This window comes from Microbulbifer sp. ABF4_107, assembly GCF_056312215.1.
Genome location: NZ_CM149983.1, coordinates 481644 through 498165 on the forward strand (window position 1 = coordinate 481644; position 16522 = coordinate 498165).

General features: G+C 57.4%; 8 protein-coding genes. 2 read left to right on the top strand and 6 right to left on the bottom strand.

Annotated elements, in window-relative coordinates; translation table 11 throughout:
• Positions 1–53 precede the first annotated feature (53 nt).
• On the bottom strand, positions 54–5204 hold the full coding sequence (locus ACYX4K_RS01875; RefSeq protein ID WP_475093789.1) for a S8 family serine peptidase: 5151 nt from the start codon (positions 5202–5204) through the stop codon (positions 54–56).
• A 260-nt stretch (positions 5205–5464) separates the two neighbouring features.
• Here ACYX4K_RS01875 and ACYX4K_RS01880 point away from each other — a divergent pair, with 260 nt between their 5' ends.
• Positions 5465–6154, top strand: a complete 690-nt coding sequence (locus ACYX4K_RS01880) for a response regulator transcription factor (protein WP_475093788.1) — start codon at positions 5465–5467, stop codon at positions 6152–6154.
• Positions 6155–6156: 2 nt separating this feature from the next.
• Here ACYX4K_RS01880 and ACYX4K_RS01885 read toward each other — a convergent pair whose 3' ends face one another.
• The 4 genes from ACYX4K_RS01885 to ACYX4K_RS01900 all read right to left on the bottom strand — a co-directional run bounded on the left by ACYX4K_RS01885 (position 6157) and on the right by ACYX4K_RS01900 (position 11694).
• On the bottom strand, positions 6157–6999 hold the full coding sequence (locus tag ACYX4K_RS01885; RefSeq protein WP_475093787.1) for an SDR family NAD(P)-dependent oxidoreductase: 843 nt from the start codon (positions 6997–6999) through the stop codon (positions 6157–6159).
• A gap of 56 nt (positions 7000–7055) precedes the next feature.
• Positions 7056–8681: a long-chain fatty acid--CoA ligase gene (locus ACYX4K_RS01890; protein ID WP_475093786.1), complete on the bottom strand. Its 1626-nt coding sequence runs from the start codon at positions 8679–8681 to the stop codon at positions 7056–7058.
• A 42-nt stretch (positions 8682–8723) separates the two neighbouring features.
• Positions 8724–9203: a 2,4'-dihydroxyacetophenone dioxygenase family protein gene (locus tag ACYX4K_RS01895; protein ID WP_231759670.1), complete on the bottom strand. Its 480-nt coding sequence runs from the start codon at positions 9201–9203 to the stop codon at positions 8724–8726.
• Between the two features lie 67 nt (positions 9204–9270).
• Positions 9271–11694, bottom strand: coding sequence for a TonB-dependent receptor (locus ACYX4K_RS01900; RefSeq protein ID WP_475093785.1), 2424 nt, complete (start codon positions 11692–11694; stop codon positions 9271–9273).
• 322 nt (positions 11695–12016) lie between these two features.
• On the opposite strand from ACYX4K_RS01900, the gene ACYX4K_RS01905 reads away from it, so the two are divergent.
• Entirely contained in the window at positions 12017–14776 is a 2760-nt protein-coding gene (locus ACYX4K_RS01905; protein ID WP_476178753.1) for a winged helix-turn-helix domain-containing protein, read from the top strand.
• A gap of 186 nt (positions 14777–14962) precedes the next feature.
• Here ACYX4K_RS01905 and ACYX4K_RS01910 read toward each other — a convergent pair whose 3' ends face one another.
• Entirely contained in the window at positions 14963–16396 is a 1434-nt protein-coding gene (locus ACYX4K_RS01910) for a DUF1254 domain-containing protein (protein WP_475093783.1), read from the bottom strand.
• Between the last annotated feature and the right edge of the window lie 126 nt (positions 16397–16522).

Sequence of the window (16522 nt, forward strand, 5' to 3'; positions counted from 1 at the left end):
CGATCTGAACCGAATGAATTCAGCTCAGTTCTGTTGGTGCACTACCCAAAGGATTAGCGAATCACACGAAAACGACGAACCAGTCCGAGTATGGCAAGAAGTCCAAGCAGGAAAGTACCGGCGGAACCGCCTTTCCGTTTCTTCTTGGGTTCTTCTGGCTTAGGTTCTGGTTCCGGCTGAGGCTCCGGTTCCGGATAGGTGCAGCTGCCGTCGTCGACATTGGCATTTTCGTCGTAGTTGTCCGCTTCAATATCGGTACAACCCGGCTCTTCACCGTCGGACGCCACCGTCATCATGAACGACTGGCTCGACTTGTCGGCAGGTACCTGCTCGTCGGCAACGGTTACCGTCACTTCGGTCTCACCATACCAGTTGCTTTCCGGGGTGATGGTAATCACGGAGCCGGATGCGTGACCGGAAACCGTCGCGGAAATGTGTTCGCCGCTCACGGAGATCAGGTTTGGCGCCTGGTCCTTATCGATATAGATCACTTCAATTTCCACCGGGGTGTTTTCCGCAGTGGTCTGGTCGGCGATCTCTACCAGAGTCAGGTTGCTCGGTACCACGATGATCTGGCTCTTCACTTCCTGGGCCATACCGTCGATATCACTGACGAAGGCCAGCTCCAGATCCTGCCCGGCCGCAGTTTCCGCCACACGCACCTGGAAGCTCAGGTCAAACTGGGTGGATTCCGGACCTACGTAGTCGTAGCAGACCACGAGATCTTTCTTCAGTCTGCTGTCCAGGTCGTTGTGGGCAAAGCTCTTGCCGACTTCCTGCTTGAAGTAGAACGGATAGCCCTGAACATCCAGCGGGCCGTAGTGGCCGTGCAGGCCGATAGAACCACCACCGGGCTCGCCGGCAAAATCCAGGTCACCGTAGGCCATGGTAAATTCGTATTCACCCTCGCCGTAGCGGTAGCCTTCGTGCACGATCAGGTTGAAGTTGTAACGGTCAGACTTCTCGCTGTTCAGGGTACCCCCAGACCAGCCGATATCGAGGTTCTGGGTACGGGCGTTGACCCACTCGATAATAATATCGTTGATATTATTTTCCGGGTCCTGGGCCCAGGCCAGTGCGATACCGGAACCTTCGGTTTTATTGGCTACCTGATTCAGCGGTGTGCCGAGTGCATCGACGTTGGCACCGAACCAGCTCTGGGAATTTACCGTACCTCTCCAGAATGCCCCGACAAAAGGCGTATAGGGTGCGGAGTAGTAGGGGAATTCCCAGTGCGCGATATGCGCAGCACTATCGTACTGAGCTTCCAGCGCGACGTAGCCCTGGGGTGACACTACCAGCGAGGGATAGGAGCGGTATTCCTTGTTGTTAAACAGGTTGATACTCGCGTTCTCGCCCCAGAAGCGGCTCAGCTGAATCTGGAATTCCGGGTTCACAAAGTCGGTGGCATTACCACCAATCTCCGGAATGAAACCGTAGTTCTGGAACAGGCCAATAAAGCCACCGTTGCTGGCGCCACCGTAGTTGGGCGTGCGACACATCTGGTCCGTTTCACTGGTAGTGATTTCGTAATCGGGTTTCCAGTCGCCGGAATTTTCCTGCACGCCGTTCACGCGGATGAGATCGCCATCCACGGTGAGATTGTCGCGCATGCGCGGGTTGTTGATCTTCACCGAGCCTTCCACCAGGGTCAGGCCTTCCGGCATCTGGCTGATCAGGTCGATCTCGCGGTCGATACCGGAGTTGTTTTCCAGTACATGCACCGAGACATCGATGATGTCGCCACCGATCGCCTGGGTCTGGCTGGTGGTAATGCTGACATCGTCGGCGCCGCGGGTCAGTTTGACCGGTACGAAGCCCACACTGCCGGGAGCATTGGAGGTGCCGATATCGAAGCCTGCATAGGCTACGTCACCTTCTTTGAGATCGCTCAGGGCCCAGCTCAGATCCACACCTACGGCTTTGCTGCCGTCGGTGCTGGTCGGCCCTTCAACCTGCAGGCCTCCTGCATCGGCGGGCACAATGGCAGTGGCGACTTTGTAGGTGTCCACCAGTTCGAAGCCTTCGTACTCGGTGTTGTCTGCTGCCTTCATGCGGACGTTTTCGACCATTACCCAGTAGCTGCCGGCATCCGGATTGGTAATGCTGCAGTAGTTGAGCTCGATCTGGGTAGACGAGGCGCACAGCAGTTCAGTGTCAATATCCACTTCACCATCAGCGTCCGCATCACGGCCGATGAACACGGTGGCCCACCCGTCGAGGTAGCGTCGCTTGGCCTCGTTCCAGCCCGGTCCGCTGACATTTTCCAGTACTTCGACCACCAGGCGTGCCGTGTTTTCCGGCACCTCGAGCATGGTCACACGGGTGTGGCCCGGCCCGTGGTCTCCATCCATGTAAATGGGGTAGTGGTTGTTATCCTGGGGCAGGGTAACTTCCTCGACCTCGGCTTTTACCGGGGTATAGCCGCGGTAGGCGATGCTGTTCATCGCCGGCAGAGGCAGATCTTTCACGTGGTAGCTGCCGTTGTCGCGATGCACTTCGACATTCACCATGCTCGGCAGGCCCGCGCGGTCGAAATTGATCGAAACCGGCCAGTGGGCATCGGGGATGCTGCTATCGGTGGATTCGAAGCGCACTTCACTCCACATTTCCACTTCCGGCTGATCCTCGACGTCGAGTACGCCGTTCCATTCCCACTGCACGTCGGTGAGATCGGCGCGGAATACGATGGTCTGGGTCTCGCCCGCTTTCAGGCTGAAGCTCGACGGGAAGGCCGCGATTTTTGCGCCCTGAACCGGCCGTTCTCCCTCGCCGGAATTCCATACATCGTAGGTCCAGTCGCCGTTGCTCACGGTCCAGTTGCCGTCGCGGGTGGCGCGCACGGTACGTATCCAGGAACAGTTGCGACGGCAGTTGTTATCCACCAGTTGTGGCAGGTTCAACTGTTTTACATCGCCGCCATTTTTCGGGTTGGCGAATTCAAAGTTGGCTGCGGTTTCGTCCATCACCAGACCGGCGTCGACGGCGGCGGCCACGTCTATACGGCCACTACCGGCGCGGTAGGTATGCGCCGGGCGCGGGTCGTTATACGCATCGATGGGTTCGCGCACGGTCTGTGCCGCGGTCATCAGCAGAGCGGATTGCACTTCGGCTGCGGTCCAGTCCGGATGCGCCTGGCGCACCAGGGTCATAGCACCGGCCACATGGGGGCTGGCCATGGAGGTGCCACTGATCATGGTCCAGTCTTTGGCCAGACCACCGGTGAACGGCTGTTCGTCAGCATAGGCCGCGAGAATATTCACGCCGGGTGCGCTGATATGCGGAGCCAGGCTGCCGGTGAAGTGTGTAGCCGGGCCGCGGGAAGAAAAGCCTGCGAGCATGTCGCCGGCGCTTTCATCCAGGGTGCGGGAAATACTGCCACCGGTGATGGTTACGCTGTGGTCACTGCCACCATCGTTTACCCAGTTGACCAGTTTGGTACCCGGGTAGCTTTTGATATGCAGACCCGGCAGCGGGTAGATATCGTCGTAGACCTGGGTCTCTTCATTGCTCATACCGGGGTAGGAGTCGTTGTACAGAATAAAACCGCCGGCGCCGCCAGCCTGTACGTTGAAGGCCTTGTCGACGCGGGCGTTCTGGCCGCGTTTACAGATCACGATCTGATCGCTGGTAAAGGTATCGGCAGCAAACTCGTTCAGGCACATTTCATCGCCGAAATCCGCGGCGAGTACCGGTGTGCCGGTGACGCTGCCCTGAGAGAAGCCGGCGATGTCGTCGCTCTTGGGGTCTGTCTCGCTGACCCAGAAAGACGGGGGTGTAGTGGCGCCGCCACTCATCTCGATGCTGTTGGCAGTAACGTCCATCACGCGGTCAGTGGTGCTCGCGGCCACGACGGTGTACCAGGGTGCGGTGTGGGACAGGGTGTAGAAGCCCTTGCCCGCGTTGCCGGCGGACGCCGCTACGGAAATACCCGCTTCACGCGCGGACAGGAAGGCCATGGCCGTGGCGTCTTCCCAGGGGAAGCGATCGCCACCGCCGATGGAGAAGTTGATAACGTCAACGCCGTCCTGGATGGCCTGGTCGATTGCCTTCAGCATGACCTCGCTGGGACAGCCGCGGTGATCCGGGAAGCAGACCTGGTAGGAAATAATGTTGGCGTGGGGAGCGACACCGGCTGCCTGTTCGAATTCGAAGCCGGTGGGAATGCCGTCGCCGACACTCGGCGTGCCGCCCAGGTAGGGGACATTGTGCACCACGTTACCGGCGGCGGTACTGGCAGTGTGGCTGCCATGACCGTTGTAGTCTTCACCGCTGGCCGGGCGCACACCCTCATAGGTGTCGGTGATAAACGGCCAGCTCCACACGCCGATCAGTTTATCGTTACAGGTGGATGTGCCGGCGGCACAGTCGCCTACGTAATTGCCGCTGCCCCAGGGGTTGGTGTGGTCATAGCCGTCGTCACCCACGTCAGCGAAGGAAACGTGGTCGGTGTTGATACCGGTATCCAGGATACCGACGATCATGCCTTCGCCTTTCTGCTCCAGGCTGCTGGCACTGGTCTCACCGTTCCAGATCTTGTCCGCACCGATAAATTCCGGACCGCGGTCGGTGTGCAGTTGCAGCATATCGGAGCGTTGCACGAAGGCTACTTGCGGCAGCTTCGCCATTTCCTTCGCCTGCGCCTGGGTCATCGCCATGGTGAAGCCGTTGATGGCGTCGGTGAACTGCAGGCGCGGGGCGCGCTTCACGCCCAGGGCGCGGGCTTCCTGTACCACCACCTGCTGCTTGTCCATAAGATAATTTTTATAGCCAACGGCGCGGTTCTGCTGGACGGTCTCCAGTCCACGGGGGCCGCGCGGTACCGCGAGCAGGCCCTGCTCCGCTTCGGCGCGCAGCACGCTCTTGGAGGTAGCGGCGTAGCCCTTAACGCGACCGTCGTAGGTGGCGACCGGCTGATCCTGCAGGCGAATGATGTACACATCCTCGCCACTGCGCGGTGGTTCCTGGGCAAATTTGTCTTCGGCAGAAGCCGGGCGAATCTGCTGGTTTACGCCGCCCGGTCGACGCGGTTGCGTTAGCACGGAGTTGTGCTGCTGTTCTTGAGCGGATGGCTGGGCGAGATTGTCGAGCTGGGCGGCTCGAATCTGCTGAATCCCCGGTGGGGCGTGACTGGCGACCGCCGCCGCGACACTGCTGGCGCAGATCGCAGAGGCGATGACCGTTGTGAGGGTTTTAACTTTCAACGTGATACTCCCGATGCATGGTTGCTTATCGTTATTAGCTCCGTGACCCTGGTGGGCTGCACGGAGGGGTCAACATGAGTATCACGGTCGCTGCGTGCTATCTGTCCTAAATTGTCTCGTTTGTGCGTATATGGCCTTCGGGACTACCTGTGTCGCGAAATGATTGGTTCGTGGCGTGAAATGAAAAATGATCGGTAAACCGTTTGGATAGAATCCGGGGCTGTGGGCATTTGAGTCCGCAGTTTTTCGGGTTTTTGGATATGCGCGCTCATCGAATTCTATTGATCGAAAGCAATCAGCGGATTGCGCGGCGGATTTTTGACTGCCTGCAGGATAGGGGGTTTATCGTGTGGCACGATGAACGTGGGGAGGACATCAACCGCAGCCTTGAGCACCAGGTTTTTGATGTTGTCCTCAGCAGCGTGAATACGCCGGGCGATTTCGAGCGAGTCAGTTTGATTCGGCAGGTTTATCCCGGTCCCCTGTTGGCCATGTCCGACTTCGACGGCCTCAATACGCAGTTGCGCGCTTTTGAACTGGGGGTGGATGACTTCATTGTAAGGCCCGTCGACCTGCGAATTTTACTGGCCAGAATCGGCGCTGTCCTGCGCAGATACCTTCCGGAAACTTCCTCGGAAAAAGTCGCCAGCGCAATACGGGTTAAAAACCTGACCATTGACCGGAAAAATCAGCGTGTCCTTATCAAAGATACGCCGGTGGCCTTTTCCTCCGGTGAATTTGAACTGTTGTGGACCCTCGCTGCGCATCCGCAGCAGGCTTTATCTCGGGAGTACCTGTTCACGCACACGCTTGGGCGCCCCTATGATGGGCTGGACCGTACCATCGATCGGCGCGTGAGCCGCCTGCGTAAAAAACTCAACGCGCGCAGCGATGTGTCACTCACCGTGCGCACGGTATGGGGCAAGGGGTATATGCTCGCGGGGAAATGATCCTAACTTTCCGCCAGGTAACCGCTTTTCTTCGACGAGTGGATTAACAAGCTGCGCAATATGCGCGGGGAAACGCGGCCGAGCCAGCCCGCCAGGCTTGCCATTGGGCCGGTAGGAATATGCGCGCGCCCGGAGGTTACACCGCGCACAATATCCCGAGCCACCACCTCGGGGTCTGCGCCTGTTGCGCGGTAGTACTGCTGTAGTTTATCCAGCTGCCGGGAGGAAATGTTTTTGCCCACCGAATGGATACCACTGACGATAGCGGTGTTGATGATCCCGGGATAAACGCATTGCACCACAATGTCACTGCCGTGCTGTTCCATAGCCAGCACTTCCGTGAAATTGCGCACCGCGGCTTTTGAGGCGGCGTATGCACTCATATTGGGGGCCGGTGCCAGCGCCGCGACGGAGGCGATATTGACAATATGCCGGGGGCCACCGGCCTGCTTCATTGCCGGCAAAAATGCCTGCACGAAATGCACGACGCCCATGACGTTCACCCGGTGTATTTTTTCCCACTGATCCAGCGGATGCTCTACGACACCGGCGAGGTAAGCGATCCCGGCGTTGTTGATCAGAATATCCAGCGGGCCCTGTGCCCGGTGAATATCACCCGCAAGATTTTGGACACTATTCCAGTCAGAAACGTCGCACGGATACGTCACACAGTGCCCACCGCGAGACTCTATTATTTCACGCGCCTTTTCCAGTGCCGCCTCACTGAGATCCACCAATATGATCAGGGCACCCTGGCGGGCAAAAGCCTCGGCCGTCGCCAGACCGATACCGGCGGCACCGCCGGTTATCAAAACTTTCTTGTGCTTCAGGTTGCTGTTCGTCATGGTGGTACTTCTCGTGATGGCTCTTCATGGGGTGTTGTGCGTAAGGCCTGTGGGTTTCACGGCAACTGGTAATCCTTGAACTGCGCGCGCAGGTCGCGCTTCTGGATTTTTCCAGTGGCGGTGTGTGGCAATTGCTCGACCAGCTCCATTGCATCCGGCAGCCACCACTTGGGCACCTTGTCGCCGAGAAAGTCGTGCATGGACGCGAGCGTTGGTGGCGTCTCCGGATCCCGCGGCACGATTATCAGAAGCGGCCGCTCGGCCCATTTCTCCGAGGGCACGCCAATCACCGCGGCTTCTGCTACCAGCGGGTGAGCAATGGCGGCGTTTTCCAGGTCGATGGAGCTGATCCACTCGCCACCGGTTTTGATCACGTCTTTGGAACGATCACAAATGCGCATGTAGCCGTCTCTACTGAAGCTGGCAACATCACCGGTACGGAAGAATCCTTCGCGATCGAACTTGTCTTCGTCTGCCCCGGCATCTTCGTAATAACCACTGGTGATCCACGGGCCGCGCACCCACACCTCGCCGATGGCTTCACCGTTGTGAGGTTGGACTTCGCCGTCATCGTCCACCAGTTTCATTTCCACACCGAACACCGGCAGGCCCTGGGTGACTTGCACCGCGGAGCGCACTTCGCGGTCGCTGTCTAACAGGTGGGACTTCAGCTTGCAGATGGTGCCTACCGGAGACATTTCGGTCATGCCCCACGCGTGGATAAATTCCACTCCCTGTTGCTCCTCGAAGTACTCGATCATGGAGCGGGGTGCCGCCGAGCCGCCGACGATCATGCGCTTCAGCGATACCAGAAACAGGCTGTTATCGCGCAGGTGATTCTGTAGCGCCAGCCAGATGGTGGGTACGCCAGCGGTGACCGTGACTTCTTCCTCGGCGATTAATTTGTACAGGCTTTCACCGTCGAGTTTCGGGCCGGGTAGCACCAGCTTGGCACCGTTTAACAGTGCGCTGTAGGGAATGCCCCAGGCATTGACGTGAAACAGGGGGACCACCGGCAGTACTGCATCGTGCAGGCCGATATTCAACGCATTGGCGCCGGTCACGGCCATGGAGTGCAATACCGTGGAACGATGGCTGTAGAGGACGCCCTTTGGGTTGCCCGTGGTACCGGAGGTGTAACAGAGCGAGGAAGCCGAATTTTCATCCAGCTCCGGCCAGGTGACCTGTTTGCTGTGGCCGGCGATAAACGCTTCGTAGTGGGTTGTGTCGATTTCACTGGATTGGCGATCTTCATCGCCGAGCCAGATCAATTGCCGCAGGCTCGGTGCGCCGCCAGCAATGGGGGTAATCAGATCGGCGAACGCCGGATCGGCAAACAGCAGGACGTCGTCGGCGTGATGGACGATATATTCCATCTGCGCGGGAAACAGACGCGGATTGATGGTGTGGCAGACGGCACCGATACCGGAGATCGCGTAGTAGAGTTCCAGGTGGCGGTGGTCGTTCCAGGCCAGTGTCGCCACGCGATCACCGGGTTTTACACCGGCGGCTGTCAGCGCGTTGGCCAGCTGGCAAACCCGTTCACCAAACTCGCGGTAGCTGTAGCGGAAGTTGGGCTTGCCTGCGCAGACAGAGACGATGGTCTGCTCGCCATGAAATTGTGTGGCGTATTCAAAAATACGAGAGACCAGCAACGGCCACTGCATCATTTTGCCAAGCATGAGTGCTCCTAAAGTGAGTTGTGTGGCGATTTAACCGTTGATTCAGGCGTGGCTCAGATCTTTCGGTGCAATATCGTTGGCATGGCAGTACGCCAGGTAGCGATCCATCGCGCTTTTCCAGTTTTCAATGGCACAGACCTGGTCGTTTTCATCCAGGTACAACAGGTCACCGGTGGTGATCTGGAAGGTAATGATTTCATCGCCATAGCCCTCGACCCCGACGGGAGTGTGGGAGCTGCCGGCTGTTTCCAATACCACGTCGCCGGGTTTGGCAACCCAATCGTGCTCCAGGTACTTCCAGGCACCGGCGATGGTGTACAGCTGGACGGTGCCGGAGTGATGGTGCTTGGGTAGTTGCATGCCCACCGGTGCACGCAGCATGGTGACGGTTTCACCCTTTACCGGGTCGACGCGCAACAGTTTTACGTGCACCTCATCGGTGTAAGGGGTGAAGGGGGTCCAGGGCAGATCGTTGGGATCGATACAGGCGGTGTCGATGGTTTCAAAAAACATTTTGCTCATGGGTTTCTCCAAAAATACGTTCGCGGTCCAGGGTTTCGGATAAGTAACATCCTGGACCTGGGGTTAATTAGAAGTGGTAGCGCAAGGTGGCGCCGACAGTGCGCGGTGCGCCGAGGAAAGCTTGGTAGGAGTCGTCCCCACCCAGTGCGCTCATGACGTTGTCCGGCGCGTACTGGGTGACCACCGTTTCGTCGGTGAGGTTTTTGCCCCAGGCGGAGATATCCCAGTTTTCATTTCTCCAGCCGAGTCGCGCATTGGTCAGGGTGTAGGCGTCCTGAGTAAAACGCTTGTCCAAGGACGACGCCGGGATGTGCTCGCCCACATAGGCGAGGTCGATACGGGAGTACAGGTCACCGCTAGCGAGCGGGTGCTCGTACTGCAGGCCGGCGCTGCTTTTCCATCGCGGGGCAAAGGGCAGGGTCTTACCGCTCAGATCACAGAATCCGTTGGCTTCTGGGGCTACCCCGAATGCGCAGGACCCGCGGGTATAGGTATCGTAGTGTGCGTCCACATAGGAGCTGGCCAGATTCATGCTCAGGCGCTCGCCAAGCATGATCAGTGCATCGAATTCGATCCCCCGATTGATCACCTTCTCGGCGTTGTCCACGCTGAATTGCAGGCCCTGGAAAGCGGCGGACTGGAAGTCGTTGTACACGGTGTGGAACAGCGCGCCGTTCAGCTGCACGCGGCTGTCGAACAGGTGGCTTTTCCAGCCGAGCTCCACGGTGTCGACGGTTTCCTCGCCAAACGGGCGGGTTTCATTGGGGGCGTCGCCAAAGCCCAGGTTGAAACCACCGGCCTTGAAGCCGTGGGCGCCGGTCAGGTAGGTCATAAAGTCGTCGTTCCAGTGGTACTCCGCGGTCAGGTTGTAGGTGACGTGACTCCAGCTATCTTCCGCTTCCCAGAAATTATTGGGGGCCAGTTTGCCCGCCAGACCGAGATTATCCGGGGTGGCAAAGGGGTTATCGGGATTGCCGAGGCCGATCAGAGAAATTCCGCTACCGCTATTACTGGAATCCAGTAGCGCTGCTTTTTTCTCCCGGTTGTAACGGAGTCCCCCGGTCAGGGAGAAGTCATCGCTGATGTTCCAGGTGGCGGAGGCAAAGGCGCCAAACGTGCGGGTGTCCTGCTCATTGTAAAAATCCGCGTATTCCCCGGCCTCTCCGAGGAGGGCAGGCAGAGCGCTAAAGCGTGCGCTTTCGGGAAGACCGAGCAGCGCGCCCTGGGTCGCCGGGTCCAACTGGGCGAAGGCGATGGATTTGCCGAACTCTTCAATATCTTCGAGCATCAGGAAGTCTGTGTCGGAGCCGTCGCCACGGGTAAAGTGGTTGTCGTAGAAGAAAACCCCGGTCATCCAGTCGATGGCCTCGCCACCGGCAGATGTCAGTCGCAGCTCCTGACTGAAAGAGCGGCCGGCTGTGGTTTCATTGAAACTGGCGATTCTCAGTGGGGACTGATCCGCATCGTGCTGATTGGTGGATACGTCGTAATCGTCGTAGCTGGAGATCGAGGTCAGGGTCAGGTCGCCCATCGCATAGTCGGCAATGGCGGTGAACTCTTTGGAGTCCTGGTGGAAGGCGGTTATTCCATTGCGATCGACTGTACGGTTACCGGCTACGTTATCCTGTAAGGCGGTGGTATTGCTGATGCTGGACTGAAACAGTGACTGGGTAGTGCCGAGCAGTGCCTGCACCGGGGTGCCAAAAGACACGTCGCCAAGGGCGCTGTCGAAATCGCGGTTCACCGCACCGGCAATCAGGCGCACCGACAGATCGTCCGATGGCTCCAGCAACAGCTGGCCGCGCAGCGCGTAGCTCTGCTGGTTGTCGGCGTCGCCACCACTGCCCAGGTTGTCCACCCAGTGGTCGCGCTGGCTGCTGGAGATGGAAAGGCGGCCGCTCACCGTGTCGCTGAGGCCGCCGTTGATATAACCGCGGCCGATCACTTCGCCGTAGGAGCCTGCACTCAGCTCGCCCATGGCGTCGAACTCCTGGCTAGGAGCGAGGGTGCTGATGCTGACCAGACCGGCGGTCACGTTCTTTCCGTACAGGGTGCTCTGGGGGCCTTTGACGACTTCGATGCGCTCGATGTCCATTAGGTCACTGAGACCGGTACCGGAACGGGAGCGGAAGGCGCCGTCGATAAACAGCCCGGTATCCGGTTCGAAGGTGGGAATGTTGCCCTCGTTGCCGATGCGGCGCATGCGAAAGCTGGAGGCCCAGGGGCCGTTGTTGGTGGTGACGGTTAATGCCGGCGCGAGATAGGACACATCGGACATATCGTTGATACCGGCGTCCTGCATCAGGGAGTTGTCCATGGCGGATACCGAGGCGGAGACATCCTGCAGGCTTTCCGCGCGCTTTTGCGCAGTGACCATGACTTCCTCGATCTGCTGCGCAAGGCTACCTTGCGAGAATCCGACCGCAGCGGTTGTGACAGCGAGGCTCAGGGCGGAACGGGTCCATAGCGTTGAACGGTTTGGTTTTTGCACTTGCGCTTTCCTCATCAGCTGGACTGTTGCTAAACAGTCGCGATTTTTATCAGTCAAAACTGACGGTTTATTGTTATGGAGCACGCAGGCTAAGGCATTCGAACGGCAGTCTCTTCACCCTTTGTTATGATTTTGTATAGGAATGAATGCCGCCCCGTGTTCGTCGGGCACCGAACCTTAATTCGCCCAAATACGGAAACCCTGGAGTCAGGTGGGCGCGCGGCACACATTGCCTCACCCGTTCGGGTGAAGCGGCCTGCGGCCCTGCCTGATTAAATGCCCGGCGATGAATTGCCCGCAGTCGCCCTGAACGGAGTACCCGATGGTCTCAAGTAGTGAGAACAAATTCGGCTCCCCGACAATGATCGCCATGCGTCTGGCGCCACCTCGCCTGGCGAGCGACAGTGTCGAGCGCAAGCGCTTATTGCAAATCGTATGTGGCGAGAGTGTGCCGACCACGCCGTTGTGTCTGGTCACTGCGCCAGCGGGCTACGGCACCACCACATTTCTTGCCCAGTGCCAGCGGCAATTGATATCCCGGGGCATGGTCACCGCCTGGTTGACTCTGGATGAGGAGCACAATGAGCAGGAAGCATTTCTTTTTTACCTTTCTGCGTCCTTTGCGCAGTGGGGGCGGGCGAGCAGTGAGAGCGGAGCTGATCGTCATCTAACGTCGGTTGACTCCTCCGGGGTACGCCGTTGGATCAGCGAGCTGCTTGGTGCGTTAGATTCTTCGCAAAACTATGCATTGTTTCTCGACAACTACCACCAGGTTGAAAACCCTCAGGTGCATGGTGCTATTCAGTATTTACTGAAACAGCGGCCGGATAATCTTTACCTGTTTATTGGCTCGCGCAGCCTGCCGCCGATACCTCTGGCGCGGCTACGTGCCGCTGGTGGATTGATTCAGCTGGATAGCAGCGATCTTGGCTTTGATCAGGAGGAGACTGCAACGCTGCTGCGCGACACCAATCACCTGCAAGTGAGTACTGAAGAGGTGGCTTTGCTGCAAACACGCACGGGAGGCTGGGCTGCGGTTTTGCAGCTTGCGGCACTTTCCATGCGCGGCGCCACCGATCGACATCGCTTCGTCAGTGCTTTCTCCGCTGATCACGCGTCGGTATCTGATTTTCTTGCCGAGGAGGTATTGGCACAGATCCCTGTATCGCTGGCGGAATTTTTGCGCCGTATCGCCATTCTCGATCGATTCTGTGGACCCTTGTGTGCGGCGGTGAGTGGTGACCAGCGACATAGTAGAGAACTGTCCAGTCTGCGTGACTCACGTTTGCTTGTTCAGGCGCTCGATGAAATTGGATACTGGTATCGGCTGCACCCGCTGTTGCGAAATTTTCTATTGCGCCAGCTATCGTCTGCGGAAGGCACACTGCTGATCGAATTACATCGCCGGGCCAGCCACTGGTTCGAGGAAGAGGGGCTGATCGCAGAGGCAATCCAGCATGCCATTAGCGCCGGTGACGAAAATCGCGCGCTGGGATTACTGGACGACCACGGCGTTAGCCTGATTGCACAGGGATATCTGTCTGATTTTCTCGGGTTAATTCGCCGACTGCCGGAAGTCATGCTTCGGCAGAGTCTTGGGGTTTTGATTCAGCTCACCTGGCTGCCGGTTTTAAGTAATCAAGTGCAGCAGGGGCAGAGGATGCTGGATGAGCTGAAGGTGCGAATGGATAGCCTCGATCTCGCCCAGCAGGTGGAGGTGTATTGTATGGAGGCCACCCTCTATACCATTGATGATCAGGTTGAAAAAGCCAGGGAGCTGACGGATACCTGGATGCCACAGGCTCCGCGAGAACCGGTACATCTGCGCCCGACCTTTCGTCTGTTGCAGGGGTTTCTTTACTACCATCGCCGAGAGTTTTCCCGCGCCCAGGTCGTCGCCAAAGAATTGATCGCCGCTCCGACGGTTCCCGACCTGATGTATAACCAGACGTACGCCTGTTGTCTTGATGCCTTGATTTGTCTGGTCGGAGCAAGGCTTAAGCAGGGTGTGTACGGACTGGAACATCAGCTCCAGCAAACGCTGCGTGATGTTATGCCCGGATCACAGCTCGTCGCACTACTGGAGTCGATGTTGGGCGTACTTCAATACTATCGAGGTGATCTGGCGCAGGCGGAGAAACTCTTTCAGCGCGGGCTCGCAGCTCAGCGTGGTATAGCGACGGTTGACCTTGTGATTGCCGTTGTCCGCGCGCATGCGCAGCTGCTTTATCAGCAGAAACGCTACGACGCACTTTTCGATTACCTGCGCCAAGCCGAGCAGCTGGCAGATGCCCGGGGTTGGAAACGGCTACAGGCGTGCCTGACTCACGAGCGTGTGCGAATACTGGTGACGTCAGGTGAAGTGGCGCAGGCCCGTACGAATTTTGACGATTGGGAGAGAGCACGTAAATTGCTTGGCGAACTGCCCGAGCATACCCGGTTGAGTATCGACTACTGGACCTGCGTGGCTCACACGCGGTTACTGCTGGGGGAGGGCGATCCGGAGGGAGCGGAGCAACGACTGCGACCGGTTCTACGGGAGTTTTTGCAAAGTGAGAATCGCTTTCGAGCGATGGAATTGCAATTGTTACTTGCGCGAATTCGGCTTGCCGCGGATCGCACCATGCTGGCAAAACAGTCACTTTCCGCGGCACTTTCCCTGGATGCAGAATACTGTGCCGTACAGTTGTTTCGCGATGAAGGCCAAGCGGTGATGGATGCTCTGCGTGAAATGCGGAGAGATATTGAGAGCCCCGGAAAGACAGCGCAGCACCAGCTTAAGATTCAGCAAATCAAGGGCATCGTTGGCCTCGAGTCAGATGAAATATTACTGCAAACCGCTGGTGTCAAGTCGGAAGCCACTCAGGTCGTCAATAATGACCTTGCTGGTGATCTCACCCGGAAGGAGCTGGCCACACTGGCGCTGCTTGTTGAAGGGTATTCCAATAAGGAAATATCTGAAAAGCTATGTGTTTCCATTAATACGGTAAAAACACACTTGAAGTCCGCATATGCAAAACTGGATGTTTCGCGGCGCACACAAGCGGTGCGTACTTTGAAGCATCTTGGTATTTTCAAATGACGGCGGATTATTTTTATCCGGCTTGAAGTTATAATTTGTATTGTTTTATCACGACTGCGAAATCATGTTCTCGGTTTGGGATTGTACCTTGCCTCGTGATAATTCAGGAATGTAGAAAGGTAAGGCGATGAAAAGAATACGCCCCGGCGGTGCCGGGGCTGAAGTTATCCCGGCATTAATGACCGTCTAACGAGTGCCGTTTTTCTCGATCACCGGTGGCCACCAGCTTCCGTCCAGTACTGATGGCGGGTTTGGTTTCGGCCAATACAGACGGAACATGGGGATGAACTTCGAATCTGGTGCGGGCAGCCAGTTCGACTCTTTTTCCGGGCCCGGGTTCTCTTTCTGCAGGTACATGGTGATGGAACCATCCGAATTCTTCTTCAGTTTGTTGCGTTCGCTGAGGGTGTATCGGTTGAGTGGGTTTTCAATAAAGAAATACCCCTCGTCATACATGGTCAGGGACCAGAAGCCATTGGCCGGTGGCAAATCCTTTTCTGACTTGAAGTTAATGACGTAGTTATACTTTGAGCTATCCAGCGGGTCGCCATCGGCGTCGGTCTGACCCACAGGGTAGACGGCATCCTTGGGCGGATTGGCGGGAATCCCGAACGCCGCGAGCCAGGCGCGGGCCATATAGTCGGTACCGTAGTGGCCGACTTTCAGGTTGATCAACCAGCCGTTGTTGATTTTTCCGGAATCCTTGGTGTACGCGACAATCTGTTGCCAGGCGGTTTTGGGTGCCTGCTTGATGGCATCGGCGACTGCCGGGTCCATTTTACTCAGGTCAAATGGCTTGCCCGGTTCCAGTCCGATTTTTTTCATCTTCGCCACCATCGGTGCATCTTCCGAAATCGGTGGGTTGTTTTTCATCAGTGATGCCATCCAGCCAAAATACTCTTCGGCATTCAACGCGTTGACCTGATTGCGCACCGCGGTTTTCATGTCGATCTTCGGGTCTACCTTGCCCGCGGGCGGGTTGTATTCCTTGCCCCAGTAACTGAGCGGGTACAGTTTGTACTGGTCCTGTAGTGCCCACACTTTCTTGTAATCTTCCGGGGTTCCGGTGGAGTAGGTGCGAGCCATGATCCACACGGTAGCGGTGGGGGACTTCAGTTCTTTCACCCCGTCAGGCAGTTTTCCCCTCCAGCCGGGGCCAGTGATCGCGTAGGCCTGCGCCTTCTGACCCGTGCTCCGGGATCCCGGGCTCATAATCACAGGCACCCAGGCGTCATAAAACTCCCAGACGTAATAGCGATCGCCCATATCCGGCCAGCTGACGATCCAGGGTTCTTTGGAGACATCGACGAAGGCATTGGAATAGAGTGTGTCCGCATTGGGTGCGGTGACGTCGCGGAATTTTGCCGTAGGGTATTCCCGCAAATTGGCAAACTGCCCCATGGGCGCATGTTTCGAGGTGGGCTTGGCAACGTTGGTCATCACCTGCCGGGTCATTTCCACCGACATTAGTGAGTAGCCATAAATATAGGCGTCAATCGCAAGCTGTTTTGCTTCGGCCGGAGTCAGTTTTGACTCGGCAGCCACACTGGCTGTGGAAAAACTCACAGTGAGAGTCATTGCGGCGCTGATTAGGGTGCGCCAGATCATCGATCGACTCATAGGGGGCTCCTTAGTCGCTCATTGAGGGGGCAAGGTTAATCGATAGGGATTCTGGGAAAATGGTGGTGTGGGAAAGCCTCCACTTCTGAAAGTCTAGACGCCGAATACATTGCCGCAATAAAAAAG